Source organism: Clostridium sp. MCC344, from assembly GCF_018785365.1.
Lineage (GTDB): Bacteria > Bacillota > Clostridia > Lachnospirales > Lachnospiraceae > Pilosibacter.
On sequence record NZ_WQPQ01000039.1, the window covers coordinates 89,491 to 113,581 of the forward strand.

Genomic DNA, 24,091 nt, shown 5'->3' on the forward strand with positions numbered 1-24,091 from the left:
AGATGCAGGATTTTGAAGTGAAGGAGCGTTTAAGAGAACATCTGGAGTACCTTTGTTCGTTCGACAAGCTTTCCGGTGAACCCGAGGCGTATCGCGCGGTCGAGTATATTCTTGAGGTATTGGAGAAATCCGGGATCTCCTGCCATGAGGAGGATTTTCCGGCTTATCTGAGCAATCCGGTGAGCAGTGTCCTTATCGCAGATGGTGAGGAGTTCCCATGCCGTCCAAGGTCTTTCTCGGAGAGCACAAAAGGGAGGATCGAGATCCCACTGATTTACGATCCCGGAACAAAAACGGAAGTCTCCCTTTCAGAACAGAAACAGTTTATGGAAACGGTTGCCGGAAAGCTTGTCCTCGGGTACGGATTTGATGAGCGTTACGCAAAATTGCTGGAGCAGCATGGAGCGGCCGGGTGGATCCAGATCTGGACCTCCGACGAGGACGCGGTCCATGAGGACACGGTAAGTCCTGTCTGGGGAACTCCGGATATGGACTCATCTCTGTTCCAGTTACGGATGCCGGTGGTCGCCGTCTCAAAGCCCTGCGGGGAGAAATTGATCCGGAAGCTGAAAACATATGAGGCAGAAGGAAAACAGCTTTTTGCGCAGCTTTCCAGCGAGGTGGACACATGCGTAAAAAACGTCGCGCTGCCGATCGCCGAGATCCCGGGAAAGAGCAGGGATTTTGTCCTGCTCTCCGGTCACTATGATACCTGGTATCGTGGCGCTTTTGACAACTGTACGGCAAATGCGCTGGCTCTGGAGCTTGCTCGTTATATGAAAGAACATCAGGATGAGATGTTCTATTCCCTGCGGATCGCCTGGTGGCCGGGACATTCCAATGGGCGCTATATGGGGTCCACCTGGTATTGTGATCACCACTGGGATGAGCTTGAGGAGCACTGCATCGCTCACCTGAACCTTGATCTCCTGGGATCAAAAGGAGCAGACCACACGCTTGCGATCCGGACAGCGGGGCTTGAGGGCGAGGAATGGCTGAAAGAGCAGGTGCGGAAGGTAGATCCGGCGGCGGAAATGATGTTTGGGCGTATCGGGCGGGGAGCGGACCAGTCGCTCTGGGGCGCAGAGATCCCCTATCACATCAATCCCCGTTATGAGGCGAAAAAAGAACGAAAGCAATCGGATGCTCCGGGTCCCGGCGTGTACTGGTGGCATACGATCGACGATACCTTTGATAAGATCGATCTTGACGGGCTTTTGCGGGATGGGAGAGTCGTGGGCGTTCTGCTGTATGAACTCCTCTCGAAGGAGAAGCTTCCTGCCGATTATCGCGGCTATGCAAAAATCTGGCTCCCATACTTTGAGACGTTAAAAAATTCAGAGGAGCATGAACAGGCGGCGGATGAGATCGAAACACTTCTAAAAGAGGTTCTGGATCGTTGTGAAACGCTTGAACATATATGGGGAACGGAGAAGATCGAAGAACATAATCGCCTTTGCCGTCTCGTCGGAGGAGTTTTCAGCCGTCTTATGCACTCCACAGGCTCCGCGTATGAACAGGATACTTCTTTTGCATATGGTCCGCTACAGCTTCTTAAAGCTTCCGCGAAGGCGCTCCCTGAAAACAGTCCCGCGGATTGGAGCCTGTTCTATCAGACAACATTCGTGAGACAGAGAAACCGGATGGTGACGGAGCTTAGAAAACTGCTGAAAGAGATCGATCTGGAATTCAGGAATGGATCGGATCGCTTTGGATCTTCACGAAATTGTGACAGGAGAATGGAGATATGAAGAAAGAAACAATAAAGCAGGCCGTTGCGCCTTACATGGCAGAGCTTACCAAAATGGCAGACAGGATTTATGATCTGGCTGAGCCGGGGCTTGAGGAAGTCCGCTCCAGTACGATCCTTACAGATTATCTGGAGAAAAAGGAATTTCAGATCGAGCGTGGGATCGCAGGTCTTCCGACCGCCTTCCGTGCTGTCTATGAACAGGGAAACGGAGGACCTTCCTTTGGATTCCTGGCAGAGTACGACGCACTGAAAGGGATCGGTCATGCCTGCGGTCATCACATGCAGGGACCGTCTGTGATCGGAGCTGCTCTGGCACTTCGGGATCTCTGTAAGGATCAGCCCTATAAGATCGTGATCTACGGGACACCGGCGGAGGAGACGGTCGGCGGAAAGATCATTATGAAGGAGAAAGGGTGCTTTCAGGATATCGATCTTGCACTCATGATGCATGCAGCTCCCAATACCTGCGTCGATGTCCGCTGTATGGCACTTGAGTGCTTTTATGTTACCTTCCATGGGGTAGAGGCCCATGCCGCCATGAGCCCGCACAAAGGGAAGAGCGCCTTTGATGCCGCGCTTCTTTCCTTTCAGGGGATTGAGTTTATGAGGGAACATGTCCTTGAGGATTCCAGAATGCATTACACGATCCTTGACGCCGGCGGTCCATCGAACATCGTTCCCGGGACGGCAAAGGCAGAGTATACACTTCGCTCTTATAGTACGGATTACTTGGAGAAGGTCATCGTTCCGAGATTTCAGGACATTATAAAGGGGGCATGCCTGATGACGGGAACGACCTGTGAAATAGAGAGAAGCTACCCGTTTCAGGCAAAGATCCCGTGCCTGACCCTGAATGACCTGATCATGGAAAATGCAAGAAAATTTGAGGCACCACAGCTCGCCGGACCGCGTGAAAAGACGGGATCCACGGACTTTGGAAATGTTATGTATGATGTGCCCGGATGCTGCATCCGCACAGCGTTTGTGCCAGAGGGTACCGCGGCGCATTCGCAGGAATATCTCGATGCGGGAAAGACGGAGCGGGCCCATGAAGCGATCCGGTCCGGTTCGGAGATCCTTGCGGGAACATGCATCGACATGATTGAAAGACCAGAGCTTTTGGAACAGATCAAAGAGGAGTTTCGGAAGCGGAAACAGGAAGAAACCGCAAAAATATGACAAAATTGTCATTTTCCAGTCATGAACAATTAAACTGCTGTCTGTAAAATATGAATCTGTAAGGAATTTAACAAATATCCAGAAAGGAAGATGATTATGACAGCAGCTATTGGTTTTCTGATGATCATCGCGATCGTAGCACTGCTCTTAAAGGGCAAAATGTCTCCGATCGTGGTACTTGCGGTGATTCCGGTCATTGCAGCCCTGATCCTTGGCTTCTCCCCGGTAGAGGTCATGGACTTCATTGCGGATGGAATCAAAACCACCACAAGCAATGGTATCTTATTTATCTTTTCAGTAATTTATTTTGGTGTTCTGGCAGACACCGGACTCTTTGATGTTATCGTAGGATGGCTGGTAAAAAAAGCCGGAAACAATGTGATCGCGGTCACTGTAGTTACAGCGCTGATCGCAACGATCGCTCATCTGGACGGTACTACGGCTGTCACCGTTCTCATTACGATCCCGGCGATGTACCCGGTATATAAGAAGATGAACATTGACTCCCGTATCCTTCTCTGCCTGACAGGTGCCTGCATGGGTGTTATGAACCTGCTTCCGTGGGGCGGTCCGACAGCGAGAGCGGCTACGGTACTCGCTATGGATGCCACCGAGTTATGGCACATGCTGATCCCGCTTCAGGTTGTCGGCCTGATGATGAACATCGTTCTTGCTGTACTTCTCGGCATGTTTGCGATCAAGCATGGTGCCGGCGCTGGAAAGGGCGTAGAGGTGGAGTCTGATGAGAAAGAGAAGAAAGAGGCGGCTGATTTAAGAAAATCCAACGCTTACCTGATCTTCAACTTCTTACTTACAGTAGGTGTGATTGCCCTGTTATCCACAGGTATCGGTAAATCCTATGTAATCTTCATGCTTGGTCTCTGCATCCTTCTGGCTGTCAACTACCCGAACCAGAAGACTCAGGACAAGCTGATCAAGAAGCACGCTCCGGCGGCCCTGATCATTTCCGCAACACTGTTTGCCGCAGGTGCTATGGTAGGTGTCTTCGACGGAACCGGTATGCTGGAAGCAATGGCAAATGCGATCATGGCGATCATTCCGGCAGCTCTCGGAAAGTACGTTCACATCATCTTTGGTATTCTTGCGCTTCCGCTTGGTCTCTGCGTTGGAACAGACGCATACTTCTATGGCATCATGCCGTTAGTTATGCAGGTAGGCGAGACCTATGGCGTGGCTTCCCTGAATACTGCTCTGACCATGCTGATCGGTAAGAACCTCGCGTTAATGGTAAGCCCGTTAGTACCGGCAACTTACCTTGCGATCGGTCTGACCGGAACAGAGCTGAAAGATCATATGAAATTCAGCATTCCGCCGTACTACATTATCAGCCTTATAATGCTGGTATTCGGTGTGATTCTTGGCATTGTTGCCATCTAAATGATACATAACGAATGAAAACCCTGTTCTGCAGTACGGATCTTGTACCGCAGAACAGGATTTTTTGCTATAATGAAAGAAAAATGATGCAGGAGAAAGTTTATGAATACAGAAAAAATCCTACTGGTGGACGATGAGCGGGCGATCCGGCTGGCTGTGCGGACCGCCCTGACCCGTGAAGGAATGCAGGTGACGGAGGCAGCCGATGGAAGCGAGGCTCTGGAACTTTTAAAGAAACAACAGTTCCATCTGGTGATCCTGGACGTAATGATGGAACATGTGGGTGGTTATGATGTGCTGCAGGCAATGCGCGCCGCGGGAGACCACACGCCGGTCATGATGCTGTCGGGAAAATCCGATGAGATGGATCAGGTGCTGGGGCTGGGCTTTGGCGCGGACAGTTATCTGACAAAGCCGTTTCATACTGCGATCCTGATCCAGACAGCAAAGGCACTGATCCGCAGAAGTCAGATCTATAGTCAGGGAGCATCCGGAGACGCCGGGATCCGCAAGGGCCCGTTTACGGTAGATACCTTAAAGATGGAGTGCCTGAAAAACGGTGAGCCGTTAAATTTTACTGCCAGAGAGATGACCTTGTTCCGGTTCCTGATGGAGCATCCGGGACAGGTGTTTACGAAGGAACAGCTTTATACTCAGGTGTGGAATGAGGCAGTGGTGGATGACAATACCATCACCGTCTATGTGAAACGAATCCGGAACAAGATCGAGGATGACCCGAAGCAGCCCCGGTATCTGAAGACGGTGCGTGGAATCGGATATATGCTGAATGTGTAGGGATAAAAAATGAAGAAGACAGAAGAATTCTTAAATCGATGGAAACTGAAGCTGATGGCAGTTGGGGTGTTGATCGCTTTATCCCTTGTGGTGGTGCTTGCAGGCTTCAGATTTTACAGCCGGTACCGGGAGCAGGTGATCCGGACAGAGGAGAGCCAGCTTTTGACTATGGCCGGGATCGTAGGAAACAATCTCGATTCCTATCTGGAACAGCAGCTGGATGAGATCGATCTGTTTTATTCACAGCGCGGGATCCCGGAAGAATGGGCAGAGTCCAATGGGATCAAGCTGTGGACATCATATTTTTTAAAGAAGAATGCAGATGTCTATAACTGGATCACAGTGACGGAGCCAGACGGGACAAGGTTTAAGTATGAATCGGGAAAGGAAGCAGTTCAGGAATCTTCAGCTGAGAAGACGATGAGCGTGGCGCCCGGGAACAAAGATCAGAAGGCCAGGATCACCGGAAAGGAAATTTCGGACCGGACGGGCTGGTATGAGCTTTATATTGAGAAGAAAGTTTCTTCCATGTCCGGAATCTGTACCCTTACATTTGCCATGGATCTGAAAGCACTGTACGAGAAGATCGTCGCGCCGGTAAAGATCGGTGAGGCCGGATATTCCACGGTAAAGGATCAGAACATGAATATCATCATGCACCATGCGAAGAATCAGATCGGTCTGGAGGCAGTTGAGGGGCGCATCCAGAAATATCCGGATTTGGATCTGAGCAGTCTGGAAACCTGGATCTCCAGACAGGAAAAAGAAGATTCCGGAACCGGTGTGATCGATACATATGTCTGGGATGATCCTGGATTAAAAAGAGTCCGCCGCGTCGTTGCATTTCAGGCGATCTCGATCCAGGGAGAACGATGGATCATTAATTCCACACTTCCGCTCCAGGAACTTTCGGGGCCACTGGAAAGCATGATGACGATGATGATCGGGGTTATGATACCTTATGTCCTGATTCTTGTGGTGGTCACAGTGTTCTTTCTGAGAAACCGTTTTCTGGCGGAATCCCAGCAAAAGGAGATCACGTACTTAAAAGAGATCAATCACGGAATGGAGATGCTGGTCCAGAAAAACAACGAGATCCGGCATTACCAGCGGATCCAGTCTCTGGGAATGATGGCGAGCCACATTGCGCATGAATTCAACAATTATCTGACACCGGTGCTGATCTATGCGGAGCTTCTTGAGAATGATGAGTCCATTTCTTCCGAGAATCAGGAGATGATCCATGAGATCACGAAGTCGGTGGATCAGGCATCGAATCTGTCGAAAGAACTGCTCGCCTTTTCCAGACAGGATACCGGTGTGCGGCTGGAACTGCTGAACTTTACGGAAGAAGTCGGGAATGCGGTGTCCATCGTGCGGCAGCTTGCTCCGGCGGCGCTCACGTTGAAAACAGAGATCACGGAGGAGCCACTGTATGTTTTAGGACGCAGACGGATGGCAGAACATATCCTGCTGAATCTGAGTAAAAATGCCTTTCAGGCCATGGAAAAGACGGAGAGAAAGGAACTGCTGATACGGCTGGAGGCAAAAGGGAACGATATGATCTGTCTGCAGGTGTCCGATACCGGCTGCGGAATCGGGGACGATGCCATGCAGAAGATTTTTGAACCGTTTTACACGACAAAAGGATCCAGACAGGGTACCGGACTTGGTCTTTCGGTGGTTCAAAATATGGTAACATCCGTGGGTGGAACGATCCGTGTGGAGAGTAAGTCGGGAGAGGGAACCACATTTATCCTGGAGATCCCGCAGAACAGCACTGAGGTAGAAGATGATGGCCGGAAACGGTTGAAGCATGTCCAAAAGATCGCGATTGTCTCCAGCGAAGAGTCAGCAAAGACCTGGAAAGCGGCCGCATCTCACAGCCGGAAGACGGTAGATCTGTACGCACACCCGGCGGCCCTTATCGACCGGGTCCAGAAAGATCCGTCAGCCTATGATCTTCTGATCGCGGAGTACACATTACCGACCATGAACGGAATCGAACTGTGTGAGGTGGTTCGCCGCATCAATCCGGAAATTCGCCTGATCCTGATCGCGGAACAGGGAGGAGCCGATTTCGAATGGTACCTGAACAACGGCATGATCGACCGGTTTATGCTGAAAGATGAGTTCGCGGAGGAATTTGCGGAGATGTTTGAAGGGTGAACCGAGAATAATCCCTTGCGGAAAACAGGAAAATAACGTATAATGATGCGGATTGACTACGTTTCTGCGGGTTCGTGTGTCCGCAGCAGGATAGATAGAAACAGCAAACTTTAAATAAGACAGGAAAAACAGGTAATTATGAGAAAATTAGCATTGCCAGAAGAGATACTCTTGAGTATCCAGCAGCCCGCCCGCTACATCGGCGGTGAGGTGAATATGGTGAAGAAGGATCCGTCCGCTGTGGACGTCCGGTTCGCCATGTGTTTCCCGGATGTTTTCGCGAAATAAGGGGATATATTGTGATATATGCACAAAATAGTGCGCATGATATACTGATAAAATTGTGCATAGTGAAAAAGAAAACGGACAATCCAACACAAATCAACGCTGTCGTAATGCCTGCAAAAAACTGTTTTGTCGTAATGAAAGAAAGGAAAAAGCGCAGAAATCGCTTCGTAGCCACTGGCCGTCAGAATATTATTCTGGCGGTCTTTTTATATTTGGAATTGTGAGACGGGCAGGATTGAGCTTTTCTCATGTATTCCGGAGATAATGCAGCAAACATATGATTGTCTTGAATGGAATGCAGCAGTATAATGGTATCATATAAAAAACTGAAAAAAACAAGAGAAAGAGAAAAAAGAAAAAGAAAAAACGGATGCGTATGTACGCCTAGTACGGACGGTGAAAGAAAATACAGAACAGGAAAATGCTTACCGGAAAAGCAGAGTGGGATAACAGGCGGTAAGTTGCAGCTGTTTTTGCGGTCAACAAAAAGTGGTATGGCATTCACAATTTGGAGGCGATTCTATGAGAAAACTATTGAAAAGAATATATCTGTATTTTAAAGGAAAAGAAATCTGGGACGCAAAAATGTCAGAGCACCTTGAAATAACGATTGTATCTACACCGAAAGATAAGGGAAAAAGTTCGGGAGGAAATGTATGATTATTACGGAAGAAGATATGAAAGTTGCAGAGCAGAGCATTTCCGCTTTACGCATCATTTGCCGAGCGGTATAATGGAGACGTAAGATTGATTCGCGTGGAAAGAGTCAACTCATGGTTGGATATGATGATACCTACTTAGAATTTGCAGAAAATGATGATCGATTGAGCTCTGTGGGGCGAAATATTTGCGAAGATATCTGGAATATATTATTCCGGAGTGCGCAGAAACAAAAACAAAAAGGAATGTGAACGAATATTTGTGGCTTCACATGTGATACCGAAATCGCATACGGATCATGTAATTAGACATGAGGAATTGAGAAAGGGAAGCAACTATGAAAAATCAATAAATTAGCCAGAAATTCAGTTTTTCTGTTTCTGGTGAAAAGGCGTCAATGCGTTTGGGGCATGACATCCAAACCGCCCGCTCCATTTCGTCATGGAGGAAATCGTAGCGCATAAAATCATGGAGGTGTATATTTATGAGTGGACTGACGATAAAGTGTAACACTGCAAAAAATCGTACAACCGTAGATCAGTGTCTCTCGATGTTCAATCCGTACGAAAGTAGACCATCAATCGCGATTGATTTGGTAGCGCTTACCAGATACGCAAAAAAGCACGGTAAAGCCGTAAAAGATCTGAGTGATGACGAAATTGCGGCGTTTCGCACGCAAAGATAACGAGCTCTAAGTTTTTCTCAACAGGCGGCGGAGTGATTCTGCTGCCTGTTTTTCTTAGAGATATGCGTGTGTTGGTCATGCTTTGTTAGTTCCAAATAATTTTCCAGCTTTCTTACAAGTTTCCAAAAATTCGGTTGATACTTTGCTCTCATTAAAATGCTTAATGAAAGCTTTTGTATCTTTTTCCTTAATTACTGGCATTGTGCGAACCGGTTTTGCCAATATAGTCATATGCTCAACCTCCTTTTTATTGTCATTCGCGTCTCTTTGCTGTTTACACATATTTTACCATCCCAGGGAAAGTATATGCAACTTCTTCTTTTCTATTCCTTTCGATTTTTGTGGGTTCCCGTGTTTTTCTCTGCGCTACTTCCATGATTTAATGCCTCCCTTCCTTTTTTTGTATTCGCTCAATACCGGATGTGCAATGTCATAATCAGTATGTAGTTCCAGACGCGACAAGGAAGGCACAAATCGTAAGGCTCAGCAATGAGGGCCTTCCTGACAGCCTCTTTCAGGACAAGAGGGGGCGTTCCCGGGGCCCCCCAAGAAAAGAACACTCCAGACGTCCAACAGCGTCCGATCCATAAAAACTAGCCCAGAAATCTGACGGAAAATAACCAAAAAGTGTTATCCGCAATTTTTATCCCTCGCGATTTTTACGCCTAAAAAATAGCAAGCTGTCGACATACTGATAGTATCCCCCGATCGCTTTGATTGCAGGAAAACATCATTATTATTAAAGGAGGCTACTTATGGTAAGCAAAAAAAACAATGGCAGTATGCGGTGCCGTTATGGTCGCTGCAAGTATCTTGGCATCTGTCCCGGCTTATGCCGAAACCAGACAGGATGTGATCGCAGTTACCCCAGGAGATGAGAAACTGGCCGTTTTATTCGAATTTCCAACGGAAGTGGGTGGACTTCACGTTGATTTCCCCATCCGGCAAACGGTATGATTTGGACAGCCTGGATGTTATAGGCCACATGGACGAAGAACAAAGATGGAGAAACTATTGCGTAGAGAATGCGGAAGCCGGGCCGTGGTCCGTAGAATATGACCTGAAGAGTAATGATTATATTTCTTATGAGATTTTCAATCCGGATTATATCTATACATATGACTTTGCGTTGAGTGCTTTCAGGCTGCTGTCTAAAGATAACGCTCATGCGGATCTTGTATTTGCCGCCAAAAGCGATGAACTGGTAAAAGACGAATACAACTATCAGATCAGTGCTTATAACATGGATACGCATGATTATCTGGAACTATCCAGAGGTACTAAATTAACGAAGAAACGATCGTAACTTTGGATTACACGGCTGTACCGGAAGGAAAAAGGATCGCGATTCTGCGTGTGACCTGTCAGGATGGAGAGGAGATCCTGTACGACGAATATTATTCTAAAACATATACGTACAGCAAAAATGGTGGCGTTGATGTATCTGATGTGTATGTGATCAGTACAGGAACCTTGACGCCGAACGGCGTTGTTCGTGATCCTGATGTTCCGGGAGAAACCCCTGAAACGGAAGCCTCTCAAGAGAGCACTGCCGCTACGGTAACAAGCACTGCAGAATATCAAGAGGAAAACGAGACGGTCTATGCGAAAGAGAATAACGAGACCGTTCAGCTGGATGATGTGGATGAAGCAGTGGACATTTCAATTCAGGAAAAAGAATTAGAACAAATGGATGTGATTTTAAAAATTATAGCAGTAATGATTGTTGTTATTGGAGCGATAAGCGGTGCGGGAATCTGCCTGCTGTGGCAGAAAAGGAAAAAGAAGTAGAAAGTAGAAAGGAGCCTGGAGCATTTTGCCCTGGCTCGCGTTTTAAATACCAAAATTTAATCCATTCCTTCTTTCTGGTATTGTGCAATAGACGCATCCAGAAAATTCGCCAACTCCTGATCATCCTGAAAATCAAACGCTTCTCCGTCATTTAAGAGGGTGAGTCGGATCACATAAAATGGGATTCTGGCTTCCCGCATCACGCATTTCATATATTCATAATGCTGTTCCTGATTCATACTGGTTGCACCGTAAATGTCATGCCGGTAAACGTCGATGCAGCAGATGATATCGTTATTTTCACTGTTTAAAACAACCAGGTCCACATGCTCATTTCCTAAATCATCCGCAAACGCATGATGACCGGATGCCGGGTCCAGAAAGCGTTGGTCCATAAGAAAAGCAGTCTTTAAGCGGTATTGCGGTTCCACCTTTAAAGGGACGTCCGGCCAGAGCCTTTTTAAGTATCCGGAGATGTGGTCACACAAAGATTTTCCATGTGGGGGCTGTTTGGCGTTTCTTGCCCGCCGTGGTTTATAAAACGGCGCAACATCCGGTACCTGGTTTGCAATCTTATCGTCAATGGCAGAAAGGATAAATGCCTGCAGGGACATATGAAAATTATCTTTAACGATCCTGTTTAGTTCATCCAGACGTTCTTTTGGGATCCGGATCCTGAGAGAGTGCATCTTTGCTTGGTAACGGTCGTAGGCGGTTTCTTTCTTTTCCGGCTTTTCTTCTATATCCTGAAAATTCGTTGTTTCCTTCCAATCATTCATTTTGTCGGCCTATTCCTTTCACGTTCTGGCACCATTTTAAACGATAAAATGGGTTCCCGCAAGGATTTTAAAATATTCTTCAAAATATCTTGACATATAGGTGTACATATATTAAGATTGCGACATGAATATATAGGGGTACATATAATTCAAGACACATTACAAAAGATAACCGCCGCTTACTGGTGTACGGGATTTTTTCATTTCATCCTATGCCGGTTCGATTCCGGCAGGCGGCAATACAAAAGAAAAAACGAAACTTATCCATTCATTTTTAATACAGGAGGACAACTATGTCAAAGGTCATTGCAATCGCAAATCAGAAAGGCGGAGTCGGAAAGACCACATCTGCCGCAAATATTGGTTTTGGTTTTGCCCGTGAGGGGAAACGCGTTCTGTTAATTGACGCAGACCCGCAGGGAGACTTAACAAAGTCTCTGGGGTTTGATGATCCGGACAAATTATCGGATTCCTTGACAACCGTGATGACAAAGGTGGTAAACGGGGATGATATTGCTCCAGACTACGCAATCTTAAAGCACACAGAGGGCGTTGACCTTCTGCCGAGCAACATCGAGCTTTCCGGTATGGATATGACGCTTGTAAACGTCATGAACCGGGAACACGTCCTGGAGGCTTACGTGGAACAGCAGAGAGAGCATTATGACTACATCATCATTGACTGTATGCCGTCCATAGGAATCATTACGATCAATGTCTTAACCGCTGCGGATTCCGTCATCATTCCGGTAGAAGCGGCATTCCTTCCGGAAAAAGGTCTGGAACAGTTAATGAGGACCATCAGCAAGGTCAAAAAGATGTTAAACCGTGACCTTACCATCGAGGGCATCTTAATCACCAAGGTGGATAAGCGTACCAAATTCGCGAAGTTGATCTGTGAAGAGATTCATCGTGCGTACGGGCAGGAGCTTCGCGTATTTAAAAACAATGTCCCGGCATCTGTAAGGGCGGCAGAGACGCCGGCCATCGGTATTAGCATTTATAAGTATGATCCGAACGGCATGGTGGCAAAGGCATACCAGAACGTGGTCGAGGAGGTGTTAAGCGATGAGCAGTAAATTTGATTTCGGAGCCAGAATCAAGGCGACCAGCTATGACGACTTAACCGGAGCTTCCGGCGCTCAGCCGTCAGATGCAGTGAGGACCATTCCGATTGCTAAACTTCACCCGTTTAAGATGCACCCGTTTAAGGTGTTGGATAATGAGGATATGGAAGCACTCACGGAGAGTGTAAAGGAAAACGGGATTCTGACGCCGCTTACGGTTCGGAAAGACTGCGGAAGCGACGGATATGAGATCATTTCCGGGCATCGCAGAAAATATGCGGCAGAACGCGCCGGACTTACGGAAGTACCGGTCTTTATCGTTAACATGGACACGGATTCTGCAGTGATCAACATGGTCGATTCCAATTTACAGCGTACAAAGATCATGCCGTCTGAAAAGGCGTTTTCCTGCATGATGAAATACAATGCTTTAAAACGTCAGGGAAAGAGAACAGATCTTGGAGTGGATGCAGAAACCATGGATGCCGCGGAAAAGGTCGCAAAGGACTACGGGGACAGTAAGATGCAGGTAAGACGCTATATCCGTTTGACGCATCTGATCCAGGAGTTGTTGGACCTGGTGGATGCAGGCACATTAAAGCTGGTTCCGGCAGTGGCGGTATCCTATCTTTCTACCGGAAACCAGCGCGAACTTTATAAATACATGAACGCAAACCATATCAAAAGCATTTCCATGGAACAGGCGGATCGGTTAAAAGAACGTGGGAAACAGGATGATTTAACCGTCACCGTGATCAACCAAATTTTCAATCCGGTATCAAACCGCCCCAGAAAATTTAAGGTTGCCCTGGATGATACCGAGGTAAAGGCTTATTTCAAGCCGGACACATCCGAAAAGGAAATGCACGATACAATTCTGATGGCACTGGATGAATGGCGCCAGACCCATCCGGAATAAGGTGATGCATGGCTGAATAACAAGGGCTTATAGCCCTAGAGCAAATGGAGTGTTTAGAGAGCAGAAATAGGATGGTGGCTAGAGACGCACTTACAATTTTATGGGTATAGGCCACGCAATACTAATTTAAAGGCATATAAGACATCAAGGCAGGGCGAATATAGCCCTGCCTTCGTTTGATTCAAAACAACACACGCTTGTGATTTTTAGTTATGAGCAGGAGTACTCAGGCCCTCAGAATCGAAAATTAAATGCATATTTGTATGTCGCTGTAGAGAATGTTTGTCCTTTGCAATAAACTTCCAAGTCTCCCGGTATGTTCCGGACACTGCGATATCTGGGTCAGAGATAAAGCTTATAAACTCTGGAAGATGGCCTTTGTATTTTTCAGCAAAAGCATCGGACATTTCTTCTTTTTCGTCATCAGAAAAGTCCTTTAAAGCATTATGCAGGACATGTTCCAGGTTACAAGAATTAAAGTAAAACCGGTAATCGGTACTGTTAATTTTATTGGTGGAAGATAGCTTAAACATGACCTCGGCTTTATTCGCATTTCTTTGCTGAGTAACTTCTACATTAGCTGATTCCATGTGATCCTCATAGTATTGTATTGATTTTACATCCGCCTTCACGACGCAATCTTTCGTAAAAGTTCCATCTGTATCCGCTATATGAATAATACGGATGAGATCTTTCCATTGATAGCCATACTTGGTTCTGACCGTATCAATCTCGGTTTTGAGCTTTTTGTGATTACGTTTGCTGGGGTGACGCCATCTCTGGAGGTAATATCACCTCTGGTGATAACAAACTGCGTTTCAGTCGAACTAAAATACTCTTTCAATATGGTGCCGATGGAAGCCATATCGCTATATCCTTCAACGACGACAATAACCGCTGATTTCTCAGTCATTTTGCACGCTCCTTCCGGCCTTTCGGAAGGCTCTGGCAATTTCCAGACTGTCCGTTTCTTCGTAAATTACTTCATCTTGACCGCCCAGAGTGATGCTGCGGATATACATGCTTCGTAAATTGTTGCTTCCCTTAACATTTTTCATGTGAATATAGCGGTTTTCTGGATTCGTTGTAGAGAACATAATGCTTTCCTTGTCAAGCATTTCCAGAGCACGAAGGTTGTGAGAAGTAAAGATCAGCTGGCCTTTTGCGCTGTTCTGGAAGATATCCAATAATTCGCCAAGCATATATTCAAAGATGCCAGCGTCTAACTCGTCGATGGCCAGGCAAATAGAAGGATTCCCAAAAGCCTGAATCAGAGCATTTAAAATAGTGATAATCTTAATAATTCCTTCCGCTTCCATGCGGATGGGAATAGGGCGGTGCCCTGCTCTGACAGACATTAACTCGACTTTCCATCCGTCTTCTCCGGAATCAAGTGCCTGCTTTCCGTAGTCGCGAACCTCAATATTCATACCTGGAATAATCGTATATAATACGGTGTTGATCTGCTCCACGATAATGCCGAGCAGGTCTTTGCGCTCCTGGTCGAGAGTAACCGGAGCTATCAATGGGATCGCAAAATCACCCTTAGCCTTCATCTGGTCTTTTTCAATATGGAACGCCATTGGAAGCATGAAATTTGCGGTAATCATTCCGGAATGCGTGTTACGGATAACAAATAGATCCCTAACCGCAAAACGAAAGAGTGAACGGATAACAAATGAATAGTTCTCAAAAGGAGTGGCATCAGATCGGCAGAATATTTCGCGGCTGCTTTCACCAAAAATATAGGAGCAGTTGCTTTTTTCGGCAATTTTTCTGGCAACAATCAGGTCCGTCAATAAATTTTTGTCCTGTGAAACTAATTCATCTAACCGTTTTTGCGGTTTAAATATGTTATCAGAAGCTTCCCTCTGATAATCCATGAAAATGTTTTTATTGGAACGAATCCCGTTTTTGGTCACAGAACAATTTAAAAATTCTCGGTTTATCCATACCCTGGAATCCGCTTTTGCCAGCTGTACATGATAACCCACTTCATAAAGCACTTTTTCGCTACTGGATATGATAAATTCAGCAGTGATTTCAGCATGATCTGAGTCAGAATCCATATAATCCGCGATCTCTGGCTCTAACTCGCTTCCAATCATGATTTGCTGTAAAAAATATAATGCATCAATAATAGCTGTTTTACCGGAGCCATTCTGTCCATAAATGCCAAGGACACCGGCTTTTGTTATGCCGGTTATCGGAACGCAAACGGTTCCTTTTTTAACGTTCTTAATATTTTCCAACGTTAATGAAGACAACCGTACAATGAGATCATTCATAAAATACTCCAAAAATAAGCGGTCTAATATATGTATATTCTACCACGATTCATAGTAAATATCAAATTATAAATGCTAAAATGGTATTTTTTATTCCGTATATAAGATTATATTTTAGCATAGGGCGTAGGGACATACTGACGGTGTAATTGTTAAGACGAGGTATTGAGGAAGGAGGAATGGCGATGAGAGCGCAAAAGGGCAATCTCAATGTGCGATGATTGTGGGACGGATAATGCAAACAACAAGAAAAGAAAAAGGAGATAAAAAGAAATACCGCTGATACCTTGAAAAAAACACGGTATACCGTTATAATTCATATATAAAATAGAAGAAGAATGCGAACGCTGATGCGATACAAAACCAGGAAAATATGATCTGCCATCCTGCCTAAGAAATATCTGTCAAGCATGGATATGATGGATTTGTGTATGGAGACGCAATGGATCGCGAAATATATCAATACTATGTTGGCCGAGTTCCGAATATCAGTATCGTTTTATGCTGTCTGATGATGCAACACAAAAAATCAGGGAGGTATATGATTGTGTGTGGAGTGACGAATGCATTTGAAAGTGATAAAATCGCTAACGATTTTATCAAAAAGAATGAGCATAACATCTATAGCGGCGGATTTATGGAACCTTTTGATGTACGCGGATATGCAAGGTTTATTAAAGAACATCAGTTATCAGCCAAGGATATTACGCCTGAAATTATGCAAAAATTTGTTAAGTAGCCCTAATATTAACTGATTTTATGGCCCATTCCATTACGAGGGAATGGGCCATTTTTTGCCAAAAAGTGTTAAGGCATTATAACCCAAAGCTTCATCAACAAGCTGGATCACTTCAATAGACCCATATTTGCCTTGTCCTTTGTAAAAAATAAAGAAAAAGCGATGCATTTACCAATCAGGCTCTGACCACATTTTGTGGTCAGTTTTTTATTGGGTAAAAAAATTAATGGGATGCCATGCGTTTTCTGCCGGCGATTATTCCGCTGCGTGCCACATACTGAAGGAAACAAACACCAAGGGAGGAAATTTCTGTGGCAGCACCAGATTCGGAAGAACGGAAACTGATTGAACATTGTAAGAATTATATCGTGGCCTGTGGGGTCCTGCGCGGGATCCAGTATGAAAATATCGCTTCCATGCAGGACGCGATCAAAAAGATTGCGGATGCCTACCAGGTGGATTTGATGGTCGGTAGGGCCGGATGAAATTTCGGGAGAGCTGCAGGAAAGAAGCATATGAATACCTGGAGGGAGAAGGGATCATCGCAAAGGACGATGTTTTAAAGAAAAACCCGGATGGAACCGATAAGGTTACCTACCATATCGTACCGGGAAAGGAACAGGATTACAAAGACGCCATCTACCGGGCGGAGCATCAGCGGAAGAACGCGAGGAACCTGGGGCATTTCCTTGCCGCGGCGGAAAAGGCAAAGGATACGGGCGATCTCCTGATGAAGTGCGTCCATGTCCTGGGACTGTCTCCGCAGCCGGCCATCCGGCTCTTTGGTCATGTGACGGCATTCGCTTCCAAGATATCCGATATGGCGGACCAGTTCGATGAGACGAAAGCGGATATTGTAAAACGTGCCGCATAGGCAGCGTCGGATGCAGTGTACGGGACGGCAGACCATGCCGAGGAACTGCAAAAGGGCATCGGAAACGCAAAGGATGTTGCTGCACAAATCGCAAAATCCGCAGTTGAGATTCTATACAAACAGACATGCGCCCCGACGAATTCCATTCAGGAAGCCCGTTTCACGAAACGGATGGGGAAATCGGCTGATAAAACGTATGAACGCGTCATGACACCGCATCCGGAACGGAGACAGAAGCACTGGGAGATGGCAGAGACGCTGCGCCATATCACGGACGGACGCCAGGAGGATATCTTTGCGGCATTTGCGGATCTGGATGAAGTGCTCCGCCCCGGACAGAAAAAGATCACAAAAGACGATATCAGCCAGGCAGCGAAGGACGATACCCGGTTCCGGCTGGGCGATGTGAACCCGTTTTTAGAATCCGTCTGCCGAACACCGGAACTGCTCAAAAACGAACTGATGGCAATCCGGAGTTTCCGCTTCTTAGACAAGCTGACAAAACGGCGGTCGGAGCGCCTTGCAACGTGTCTGATGCCGGAGCCTGTATTCCTCTGGTATCGGAACCGCCTGGCAAGAAAGGAATCCCTCCATTATGAACGTACCATGCAGAAAGAATCCGTCAAAAACAGCTGTTTTGACAAGGCACAGATCGGGATCGCGCATTTCAATTCCACTCATCAGGAGCAGGGCAGTGCCCAGGCCAGGGGAGAGAACTACGCGTACGAATACGCAGGCTTAAACGTATACCGGTGCGGCCGGTCCGGGTTCCTAGTATCCTCCATGCATCTGTTTCGTATGAATACCCTGGACCGGATCTGGGCGATGGCATACATGAAAGCCGGGATGATCGAAAGCGTGCAGGGTGTCCGCTACCTGGGAAGGCCAAAGGATGAGGCCAGCATGGGGTATGGACGCAGTGAGGTACGCCGGAGAGCGGAAGAAGTCTTCCATTCCTACGAAGACGGGAAACCGATGCATGAATTAAGCCGGGTCTGCGATCAGATGGAAGCGGACTTTATCGGAGAACATTCCGCCATGATCGACCGGATCGCGGAGGAACTGGAACGGCAGGGCCTGACTCCCTTGCAGGAAGTGTCCCACCTCAATGAGAATTTCGATAATGCCCGGGATGACGGCAAAAAAGACCATGCGGATGTGGAAGTCGTGGACGCGGCAGAGATTGGCGGGCTGGATGTCACGGCTCTTCGCAAAACACTCGGGAAGGATGGCTTTTTCATCCGCGACAACGGAAGCGTGGCGCTTTATCTCTTCCAGGAGGATAAAGGTGTGGTCGCACTCGTGGATGAATGGGAGAACGTCACAGACATGCGCCTGACCCTGGACGGATACCATTGGGACAATGAGACAAAAGATGTGTTCAAGAAACGCTATGCAGAAACAAGGGATGGCCTTTTGACTGATAAAGCCCTGCACTGCGTAGGTACCAGGATCCACGAACAGAGTGTTGCGCGGATCCTGCGTGGACGCTGGGAACCGTTTATCGCAGATGCACTGAAAAACGGATGCGAAGCGCAGGCCATAAGCACAGAGCGGGGGACGGTCTTGGAACTGACGGACAAAAGGACCGGAGTATCCATGGAAGTCTGCGAACAGGATCCGGAGCCCGGATACCATGGAGCGACCGTGACGCGCTTTGCAAAGGAAATTGCCGGAAAAGAATTCCAAACCATCATCCGGGAAGCGGGGCTTACAGAAGGTGACGTAAACCGTTGTATGGTTTCGGCTGAGCCTCTGTCACCGGCAGAACAGAAGATCCTGGCGGTAGCTGATCCGCAGGGACGGCTGGGAGCATTCACAAAACAGGCGGAACGCTTCTTAACCCATGTGGATGCGAAAGAAATCTTACATACGGATCAGAGGGGGAAGGCAATCTCAAGGTTAAAGGAAATGCTCGCACCGGAACGCGTGGATGAATTACGTACGATTGTGGATCATTATCAGCAAAAGCTGCGGGATTATCAGGAGTTAAGTCGGACGGATCCTATTTTAGCCTGCTGCCGAATTGTGGTCCAAAACTGTAAAAGAACAGAACGCGGAGTCATTGGGCGTACAAATGATGGTGCTGAATTTGGTTTAACGGAAAATGGCCGTCCATTATTTGGCAACGACTGCCCACCACAGGTTTTGCAGAAAATTGTAGAAATGCAGGAGGTGGTCGTTCAGCTGGGGGTAGCGTCTTATGACGCACATGGGTGTTTTGTGTGCGATGAGATCGCGCCTGAAACGGAGGAATGCAAAGGCGCTGAACGATAAGTTTTTGTGAGGGCGTGCGATACAATCAAGATATTTTTGCAAGTATGGGCACTGTGTCTGCGTCCAACGGTTGCGCATTTTGGGCCATTTTTGACCACAGGAGGACATGCTGCCAGGAGGTCCGATCAACAGTCGCGAAGGCGGAAAAACATATGCCATGATGGCGCAATGCCTGAATGAGTTTAAAAAGGCGTGCTGTTTAGGGGGGTTCCCCGGGAACACCCTGTGGCATTCTTTCAAACATCTAATTTACCAAACTAAAATTCGTAACCTCGAAAGAATTCAGTAGATGCCGATTCTTCTTGCTTCCATGATAACGAAATGCGTTTTGTCGCAAAAATTGTATAGAAAATGCTACAGAACACTGGAACGCATGACTATTATGCACTCCACAACCGGCTGCATTCCGACACAGTCAATTGCTTCAACACCGCGATAGCTGATCAACGCCGCTATCCTCTAACTCCATTATATCACAAAATGGGAAAAAGCACTTTCTAGAACGTATGATCTATGATACAATGACAGAATGAGATGTCACCATAACGGTAGGCGGCTTGGACCCTCTGGCTTTGCAACTGATAACCAGGAGGGTACATATTTTTGAGCCCTCCTTTTTGTATATGGAGGGTACAGATATGGATATGATTAAAATAATCAAGGCGGTTTTAGAAATCGCCGGCGGACTTGCGCTGATCGGTGCATGCGTCGCCATTTCCGTAAATGTCAAAATCGTAATTCACCTTGAAAAACCAAGAAAAACACGAAAAAAGTCAAAAAAATAACCGCCCAGCCTCGCAAACTAGCGGTTATTTTTTAATCAATTTGTGAGGGCCAAACCGTCTATCGGTGGCATCTCTTCTGTTATCTATACTATACCATCCCAATCGGAAAAATGCAAGTCTTCAAAAAAATCTCCGGCAAATTTCTGTTGCCAAAAAGTGTTATCCGCAAAACCAAGATCAAAAAACCATCTCGTATTCACCATCTGCGTCGCCATACTATTTATGCGACTATTGAACTTAAGGATATCGAGAAAGGGCAAATGCAAATGTTTAGAGTGCGAGGACCATGATGCTGATATAGAGTGAGATAAAATGCTCATGCTTTCAAATGAAAATTTCGAGGGAGAAATGAAAATGAAAATAAATATAGCTGAACTGACCAGTAAAATGAGTGATAAAATCATGGAAATATTATGGTGGTTTTTTAAACCATTGCTCAAAATGCTCCTTACCTTTTTAATGGTAGCATTAACAATAAGTATTTATTGCGTAGGATATGTTTACGATGCCTTTTTAGGAGACAGTTTTATTCGTCTTGGACATTTTATTGGGAAGAAATGCCCTAAAATTAAAAAGAAGGATCTAATCCAACAAATATGGAGTGAAATTCAACCAAAGGATTTATACTTACGTTATGAAACACCGTTACTTACGTACGATTTGTGCTATACGACAATCATCGTATCAGGGATGGTATTCGTTAACAAAGGATTTTGGGGCATGATGGCGGTGAATTTTTTATATGTATTTATTTACCTCGTCGGAATGATTCGAAGATGCGGACGGAGGGAGCAGTATTTTGAAAAAATTCTTAATAACAATAAAGAGTTTTTGTCGCTATCATTTTTGCCGTTGGGATTTTTAGTCGCATCTTTAGGAGCCGCTATTTCAATTTTAGAGTTTATTGCTCCAGCTTTCGACGTCAAAATGGTAGATTTGTGGAGAGTGGCAGAAGAGATACTAACTCTTTTTTTAGGCAGCTATGCAACAGCGAATGCATTGGCGGTGCTATTAGAGATTGCTCTCGTGATTATGCTATTTTTCATAATGTGTTATGTTTTAAGTTTGCCGGTTCAGTTGATTGCGTACCTGGGTCTCTCGATTATTGATCATTTCAATAAATATAAAACGGGATATAAAGTTTTATACGGTACATATATGAAATTGTCAGCCCCAATTCTGAAGTTGCTGCATTCTTCTTAACCATGATTTCACGATCCTGCAAATTCAGTTCACTCTTAATATTGACTATATAAAGAAATTTATGTATAATTTTGTTATCATGTAAAGGGGGTGTTTTTATGCCAACAATCAGATCCAGTGCCGATCTAAGGAACAATTACAATGAGATTTCTACTCATTGCCACACTTACAATGAACCAGTTTTTATCACTAAAAACGGAAAAGGTGACCTTGCCGTGATGAGTATTGAAGCCTACGAAGCCCTAACAAGTCGCTTTGAATTATACGATCAGATCAACGAAGGAATGGATGATATTAAATTCGGAAACACACGACCATTTTCAGACGTATTATCAGAGATCCGGAAAGGACGTCGTAGATGAGTTACAAAATCCACATCACCGCAACAGCAGAGAGAGATCTTTTGAGAGCAGCCGACTATATAGAATTTTCCCTAAAAAATCCAGATGCTGCAGACCGCTTACTGGATACTGCAGATGAGCAAATTTCTTCTTTATCCGAAATGCCTCAGAGATACCAGATCGTAGATGATCCTGTCTTATCCAGTTGGGGGATCCGTTTTATAAAAGTCAATAACTATCTAGCATTCTATACTGTAGATGAAAGTAGGCAGTTAGTAATTATCGTGCGTTTTTTGTGTCAAAAAAGTAACTGGGCTTTCATCCTTCATCACGGGATTTTACTTGAAAATCCATCCGCCGCATTCTCGTGACTTCAGTCATGAGTTAGGCGAATGGGTGTTTTTGCGTCTTAGGAAGCTTTTCTATGCTCTGATGACCAAAAAGTGTGATCCGCAAAGATACCGTCTGGAAACATGTTCCATACTGACGGTGTAATGATTTTTGGAAAGGAGGCTGTGGCATGAAATTAAGTATGACATATTCCGTCAAGATTAAACGGCTGAACCACATCTTTATGGATACCGTCCGCTTATACCGTCAGGCAGTCTCCTTTTTTATGGACGTATGCCTGCAGGAATGGGATACCGTATCTTCCGGGAAGGACCAGAAGGAACGGGTCAACCTGGTGGAATCCTTCACGGTAGTCAGCAAGAAGAATCCATCGGTTTCTTATGACTTCGGTGCGGATTTCTACAAGTTCCCGTCCTATTTGCGGCGTGCTGCCATTGCGGAAGCCATCGGCAAGGTTTCCTCCTACCGGAGCAACCTGGCCAGATGGGAAGCCGCCGATCCGGCTTCCCGTGGAGAAAAACCGGGACTGCCGCAGGCAGGGACTGTTTATCCGGCCATGTACCGGGAGAACATGTTCATCCGGATCGGTACGTACCAGGCCGCCTTAAAGGTGTTCATCCGGAATACGTGGGACTGGATCCTGGTGGATTTAAGGAAAAGCGATGTGGATTATATCTTGCGTCACTGCAGGAACCACAAGGAATGCATCCCTACGTTACAGAAACGCGGGAAGGAATGGTTCCTGGACTTTGTGTTCCAGACTACCGTAAAACTACTGGAAAAAGCGGCGGAACGGGTCCTGACGGTAGACTTAGGGTTAAACAGCGCATGTACGTGCAGTGTCATGGACGCAGAGGGCACGGTCCTTGGAAGGGAATTCTTATCCCTTCCAAGAGAATACGACTCCCTGTCCTATGCCATCAGCCATATCAAGCATGCACAGAAACTCTGCGCCGGACGTACTCCGAGACTGTGGGCACAGGCAAAAGGTATTAACGATGACATCGCGGTAAAAACCGCACAGTTCATCATGGATATGGCAGTCAGATATGACGTAGACTGCATCGTCATGGAGCGTCTGGACCTTACCGGAAAGAAACGGGGAAGCAGGAAGATGCGTCTCCATCTCTGGAAGGCACAGTACGTCCAGTCCATGGTCATGGAGAAGGCCCGCCGGAATCTGATCCGTGTCGCCAGGGTATGTGCTTGGAATACGTCAAGGCTTGCCTTTGATGGTTCCGGACGGGTATCCAGGGAAAAAGAAGCAGACCTTCCAAGTTACAGTTTATGCAGGTTCGCATCCGGGAAGCAGTATAACTGCGACCTGAATGCTTCCTATAACATCGGCGCCCGGTATTTTATCCGCGAGCGCTTAAAGACCCTGCCGGCAACGGTGGGGCAGGCAGTTACGGCAAAAGTCCCGGAACTGGCCCATAGAAGCACAAATACCTTATCCACGTTGATTAGGCTCATTGCGGAACTGCAGGGACTTACTCCTGCAGCTGACGGTGTCACAGCCGGCTGAGATGAGCCCGTATGGTGGAAGGGCAGTCTGTTTCCCCTAAAGGAAAACCGCGACAGGAAAGCGTCTTTTAATCGGCTTTGCCCGACATGGATGCGTCAATCCATGAAAGGATGCTTGTGACTTCCAGTCATGAGAGGCTTCACCGAACTAAAATTCGTAACCTCGAAAGAATTCAGTAGATGCCGATTCTTCTTGCTTCCATGATAACGAAATGCGTTTTGTCGC

Annotated in this window: 25 protein-coding genes; 20 read left to right on the forward strand and 5 right to left on the reverse strand. The window is 46.3% G+C overall.

What is annotated here, in order from left to right; translation table 11 throughout:
* The first annotated feature begins 2 nt into the window (after window positions 1-2).
* The 7 genes from GPK90_RS11410 to GPK90_RS11440 all read left to right on the forward strand — a co-directional run bounded on the left by GPK90_RS11410 (window position 3) and on the right by GPK90_RS11440 (window position 8,242).
* Complete coding sequence (locus GPK90_RS11410) at window positions 3-1,751, forward strand: M28 family peptidase (protein ID WP_215703026.1); 1,749 nt, start codon at window positions 3-5, stop codon at window positions 1,749-1,751.
* Window positions 1,748-2,932 carry a M20 family metallopeptidase gene (locus GPK90_RS11415; protein ID WP_215703027.1) on the forward strand — a complete coding sequence of 395 codons (1,185 nt, stop codon included), beginning with the start codon at window positions 1,748-1,750 and terminating at the stop codon, window positions 2,930-2,932. Before GPK90_RS11410 ends, GPK90_RS11415 begins: the two co-directional genes overlap by 4 nt.
* Window positions 2,933-3,028: 96 nt before the next feature.
* Complete coding sequence (locus GPK90_RS11420; RefSeq protein ID WP_215703028.1) at window positions 3,029-4,330, forward strand: CitMHS family transporter; 1,302 nt, start codon at window positions 3,029-3,031, stop codon at window positions 4,328-4,330.
* Window positions 4,331-4,432: 102 nt separating this feature from the next.
* Window positions 4,433-5,125, forward strand: a complete 693-nt coding sequence (locus GPK90_RS11425; protein ID WP_117483142.1) for a response regulator transcription factor — start codon at window positions 4,433-4,435, stop codon at window positions 5,123-5,125.
* 9 nt (window positions 5,126-5,134) lie between these two features.
* Complete coding sequence (locus GPK90_RS11430; protein WP_215703029.1) at window positions 5,135-7,294, forward strand: ATP-binding protein; 2,160 nt, start codon at window positions 5,135-5,137, stop codon at window positions 7,292-7,294.
* A 138-nt stretch (window positions 7,295-7,432) separates the two neighbouring features.
* On the forward strand, window positions 7,433-7,582 hold the full coding sequence (locus GPK90_RS11435) for a hypothetical protein (protein WP_182432913.1): 150 nt from the start codon (window positions 7,433-7,435) through the stop codon (window positions 7,580-7,582).
* Window positions 7,583-8,104: 522 nt separating this feature from the next.
* Window positions 8,105-8,242, forward strand: coding sequence for a hypothetical protein (locus GPK90_RS11440; RefSeq protein WP_215703030.1), 138 nt, complete (start codon window positions 8,105-8,107; stop codon window positions 8,240-8,242).
* Between the two features lie 760 nt (window positions 8,243-9,002).
* On the opposite strand, the gene GPK90_RS11445 is transcribed toward GPK90_RS11440, so the two are convergent.
* Window positions 9,003-9,158, reverse strand: coding sequence for a hypothetical protein (locus tag GPK90_RS11445; protein WP_215703031.1), 156 nt, complete (start codon window positions 9,156-9,158; stop codon window positions 9,003-9,005).
* A gap of 754 nt (window positions 9,159-9,912) precedes the next feature.
* On the opposite strand from GPK90_RS11445, the gene GPK90_RS11450 reads away from it, so the two are divergent.
* Together GPK90_RS11450 and GPK90_RS11455 are read left to right on the forward strand one after the other, a co-directional pair.
* Window positions 9,913-10,233 (forward strand): hypothetical protein, encoded by a 321-nt coding sequence (locus tag GPK90_RS11450; RefSeq protein WP_215703032.1) that lies wholly within the window; start codon window positions 9,913-9,915, stop codon window positions 10,231-10,233.
* 2 nt (window positions 10,234-10,235) lie between these two features.
* Window positions 10,236-10,718 carry a hypothetical protein gene (locus GPK90_RS11455; protein WP_215703033.1) on the forward strand — a complete coding sequence of 161 codons (483 nt, stop codon included), beginning with the start codon at window positions 10,236-10,238 and terminating at the stop codon, window positions 10,716-10,718.
* Between the two features lie 56 nt (window positions 10,719-10,774).
* On the opposite strand, the gene GPK90_RS11460 is transcribed toward GPK90_RS11455, so the two are convergent.
* Window positions 10,775-11,497: a hypothetical protein gene (locus GPK90_RS11460; RefSeq protein ID WP_215703034.1), complete on the reverse strand. Its 723-nt coding sequence runs from the start codon at window positions 11,495-11,497 to the stop codon at window positions 10,775-10,777.
* A gap of 293 nt (window positions 11,498-11,790) precedes the next feature.
* Here GPK90_RS11460 and GPK90_RS11465 point away from each other — a divergent pair, with 293 nt between their 5' ends.
* Window positions 11,791-12,576: a ParA family protein gene (locus GPK90_RS11465; protein WP_215703035.1), complete on the forward strand. Its 786-nt coding sequence runs from the start codon at window positions 11,791-11,793 to the stop codon at window positions 12,574-12,576.
* Window positions 12,566-13,483, forward strand: coding sequence for a ParB/RepB/Spo0J family partition protein (locus GPK90_RS11470; protein WP_215703036.1), 918 nt, complete (start codon window positions 12,566-12,568; stop codon window positions 13,481-13,483). Before GPK90_RS11465 ends, GPK90_RS11470 begins: the two co-directional genes overlap by 11 nt.
* 206 nt (window positions 13,484-13,689) lie before the next feature.
* On the opposite strand, the gene GPK90_RS19580 is transcribed toward GPK90_RS11470, so the two are convergent.
* The 3 genes from GPK90_RS19580 to GPK90_RS11480 all read right to left on the reverse strand — a co-directional run bounded on the left by GPK90_RS19580 (window position 13,690) and on the right by GPK90_RS11480 (window position 15,771).
* Complete coding sequence (locus GPK90_RS19580; protein ID WP_346011249.1) at window positions 13,690-14,073, reverse strand: hypothetical protein; 384 nt, start codon at window positions 14,071-14,073, stop codon at window positions 13,690-13,692.
* A gap of 77 nt (window positions 14,074-14,150) precedes the next feature.
* Window positions 14,151-14,396 (reverse strand): hypothetical protein, encoded by a 246-nt coding sequence (locus GPK90_RS19585; protein ID WP_346011250.1) that lies wholly within the window; start codon window positions 14,394-14,396, stop codon window positions 14,151-14,153.
* The gene (locus tag GPK90_RS11480; protein ID WP_215703037.1) at window positions 14,389-15,771 is read right to left on the reverse strand and encodes an AAA family ATPase; all 1,383 of its coding nucleotides are present in this window, start codon (window positions 15,769-15,771) and stop codon (window positions 14,389-14,391) included. The genes GPK90_RS19585 and GPK90_RS11480 overlap by 8 nt, the downstream gene beginning before the upstream one ends.
* A 442-nt stretch (window positions 15,772-16,213) precedes the next feature.
* Between GPK90_RS11480 and GPK90_RS11485 the strand changes: the two genes are divergently transcribed.
* The 9 genes from GPK90_RS11485 (at window position 16,214) to GPK90_RS11525 (ending at window position 23,866) form a co-directional block, all read left to right on the forward strand.
* A complete protein-coding gene (locus GPK90_RS11485; RefSeq protein WP_215703038.1) occupies window positions 16,214-16,510 on the forward strand; it encodes a hypothetical protein in 297 nt (98 codons plus the stop codon).
* Window positions 16,511-16,821: 311 nt separating this feature from the next.
* Complete coding sequence (locus GPK90_RS11490; protein ID WP_215703039.1) at window positions 16,822-16,995, forward strand: hypothetical protein; 174 nt, start codon at window positions 16,822-16,824, stop codon at window positions 16,993-16,995.
* On the forward strand, window positions 16,992-17,384 hold the full coding sequence (locus GPK90_RS11495) for a hypothetical protein (protein ID WP_215703040.1): 393 nt from the start codon (window positions 16,992-16,994) through the stop codon (window positions 17,382-17,384). The genes GPK90_RS11490 and GPK90_RS11495 overlap by 4 nt, the downstream gene beginning before the upstream one ends.
* 15 nt (window positions 17,385-17,399) lie before the next feature.
* Window positions 17,400-19,661, forward strand: a complete 2,262-nt coding sequence (locus GPK90_RS11500; protein WP_215703041.1) for a hypothetical protein — start codon at window positions 17,400-17,402, stop codon at window positions 19,659-19,661.
* Between the two features lie 638 nt (window positions 19,662-20,299).
* Window positions 20,300-20,446 carry a hypothetical protein gene (locus GPK90_RS11505; protein WP_215703042.1) on the forward strand — a complete coding sequence of 49 codons (147 nt, stop codon included), beginning with the start codon at window positions 20,300-20,302 and terminating at the stop codon, window positions 20,444-20,446.
* Between the two features lie 354 nt (window positions 20,447-20,800).
* The gene (locus GPK90_RS11510) at window positions 20,801-21,649 is read left to right on the forward strand and encodes a hypothetical protein (RefSeq protein ID WP_215703043.1); all 849 of its coding nucleotides are present in this window, start codon (window positions 20,801-20,803) and stop codon (window positions 21,647-21,649) included.
* A gap of 98 nt (window positions 21,650-21,747) precedes the next feature.
* A complete protein-coding gene (locus GPK90_RS11515; RefSeq protein ID WP_215703044.1) occupies window positions 21,748-22,011 on the forward strand; it encodes a type II toxin-antitoxin system prevent-host-death family antitoxin in 264 nt (87 codons plus the stop codon).
* Window positions 22,008-22,361, forward strand: coding sequence for a type II toxin-antitoxin system RelE/ParE family toxin (locus tag GPK90_RS11520; protein ID WP_215703045.1), 354 nt, complete (start codon window positions 22,008-22,010; stop codon window positions 22,359-22,361). The genes GPK90_RS11515 and GPK90_RS11520 overlap by 4 nt, the downstream gene beginning before the upstream one ends.
* Window positions 22,362-22,510: 149 nt before the next feature.
* Window positions 22,511-23,866, forward strand: a complete 1,356-nt coding sequence (locus GPK90_RS11525; RefSeq protein ID WP_215703046.1) for a transposase — start codon at window positions 22,511-22,513, stop codon at window positions 23,864-23,866.
* Window positions 23,867-24,091 lie beyond the last annotated feature (225 nt).

Coding starts and splice junctions, on each gene's coding strand:
- GPK90_RS11410 (WP_215703026.1), top strand. CDS start 3: ATGCAGGATTTTGAAGTGAAGGAGCGTTTAAGAGAACATCTGGAGTAC.
- GPK90_RS11415 (WP_215703027.1), top strand. CDS start 1,748: ATGAAGAAAGAAACAATAAAGCAGGCCGTTGCGCCTTACATGGCAGAG.
- GPK90_RS11420 (WP_215703028.1), top strand. CDS start 3,029: ATGACAGCAGCTATTGGTTTTCTGATGATCATCGCGATCGTAGCACTG.
- GPK90_RS11425 (WP_117483142.1), top strand. CDS start 4,433: ATGAATACAGAAAAAATCCTACTGGTGGACGATGAGCGGGCGATCCGG.
- GPK90_RS11430 (WP_215703029.1), top strand. CDS start 5,135: ATGAAGAAGACAGAAGAATTCTTAAATCGATGGAAACTGAAGCTGATG.
- GPK90_RS11435 (WP_182432913.1), top strand. CDS start 7,433: ATGAGAAAATTAGCATTGCCAGAAGAGATACTCTTGAGTATCCAGCAG.
- GPK90_RS11440 (WP_215703030.1), top strand. CDS start 8,105: ATGAGAAAACTATTGAAAAGAATATATCTGTATTTTAAAGGAAAAGAA.
- GPK90_RS11445 (WP_215703031.1), bottom strand. CDS start 9,158: ATGACTATATTGGCAAAACCGGTTCGCACAATGCCAGTAATTAAGGAA.
- GPK90_RS11450 (WP_215703032.1), top strand. CDS start 9,913: ATGGACGAAGAACAAAGATGGAGAAACTATTGCGTAGAGAATGCGGAA.
- GPK90_RS11460 (WP_215703034.1), bottom strand. CDS start 11,497: ATGAATGATTGGAAGGAAACAACGAATTTTCAGGATATAGAAGAAAAG.
- GPK90_RS11465 (WP_215703035.1), top strand. CDS start 11,791: ATGTCAAAGGTCATTGCAATCGCAAATCAGAAAGGCGGAGTCGGAAAG.
- GPK90_RS11470 (WP_215703036.1), top strand. CDS start 12,566: ATGAGCAGTAAATTTGATTTCGGAGCCAGAATCAAGGCGACCAGCTAT.
- GPK90_RS19580 (WP_346011249.1), bottom strand. CDS start 14,073: ATGGAATCAGCTAATGTAGAAGTTACTCAGCAAAGAAATGCGAATAAA.
- GPK90_RS19585 (WP_346011250.1), bottom strand. CDS start 14,396: ATGACTGAGAAATCAGCGGTTATTGTCGTCGTTGAAGGATATAGCGAT.
- GPK90_RS11480 (WP_215703037.1), bottom strand. CDS start 15,771: ATGAATGATCTCATTGTACGGTTGTCTTCATTAACGTTGGAAAATATT.
- GPK90_RS11485 (WP_215703038.1), top strand. CDS start 16,214: ATGGATCGCGAAATATATCAATACTATGTTGGCCGAGTTCCGAATATC.
- GPK90_RS11495 (WP_215703040.1), top strand. CDS start 16,992: ATGAAATTTCGGGAGAGCTGCAGGAAAGAAGCATATGAATACCTGGAG.
- GPK90_RS11505 (WP_215703042.1), top strand. CDS start 20,300: ATGGATATGATTAAAATAATCAAGGCGGTTTTAGAAATCGCCGGCGGA.
- GPK90_RS11510 (WP_215703043.1), top strand. CDS start 20,801: ATGAAAATAAATATAGCTGAACTGACCAGTAAAATGAGTGATAAAATC.
- GPK90_RS11515 (WP_215703044.1), top strand. CDS start 21,748: ATGCCAACAATCAGATCCAGTGCCGATCTAAGGAACAATTACAATGAG.
- GPK90_RS11520 (WP_215703045.1), top strand. CDS start 22,008: ATGAGTTACAAAATCCACATCACCGCAACAGCAGAGAGAGATCTTTTG.
- GPK90_RS11525 (WP_215703046.1), top strand. CDS start 22,511: ATGAAATTAAGTATGACATATTCCGTCAAGATTAAACGGCTGAACCAC.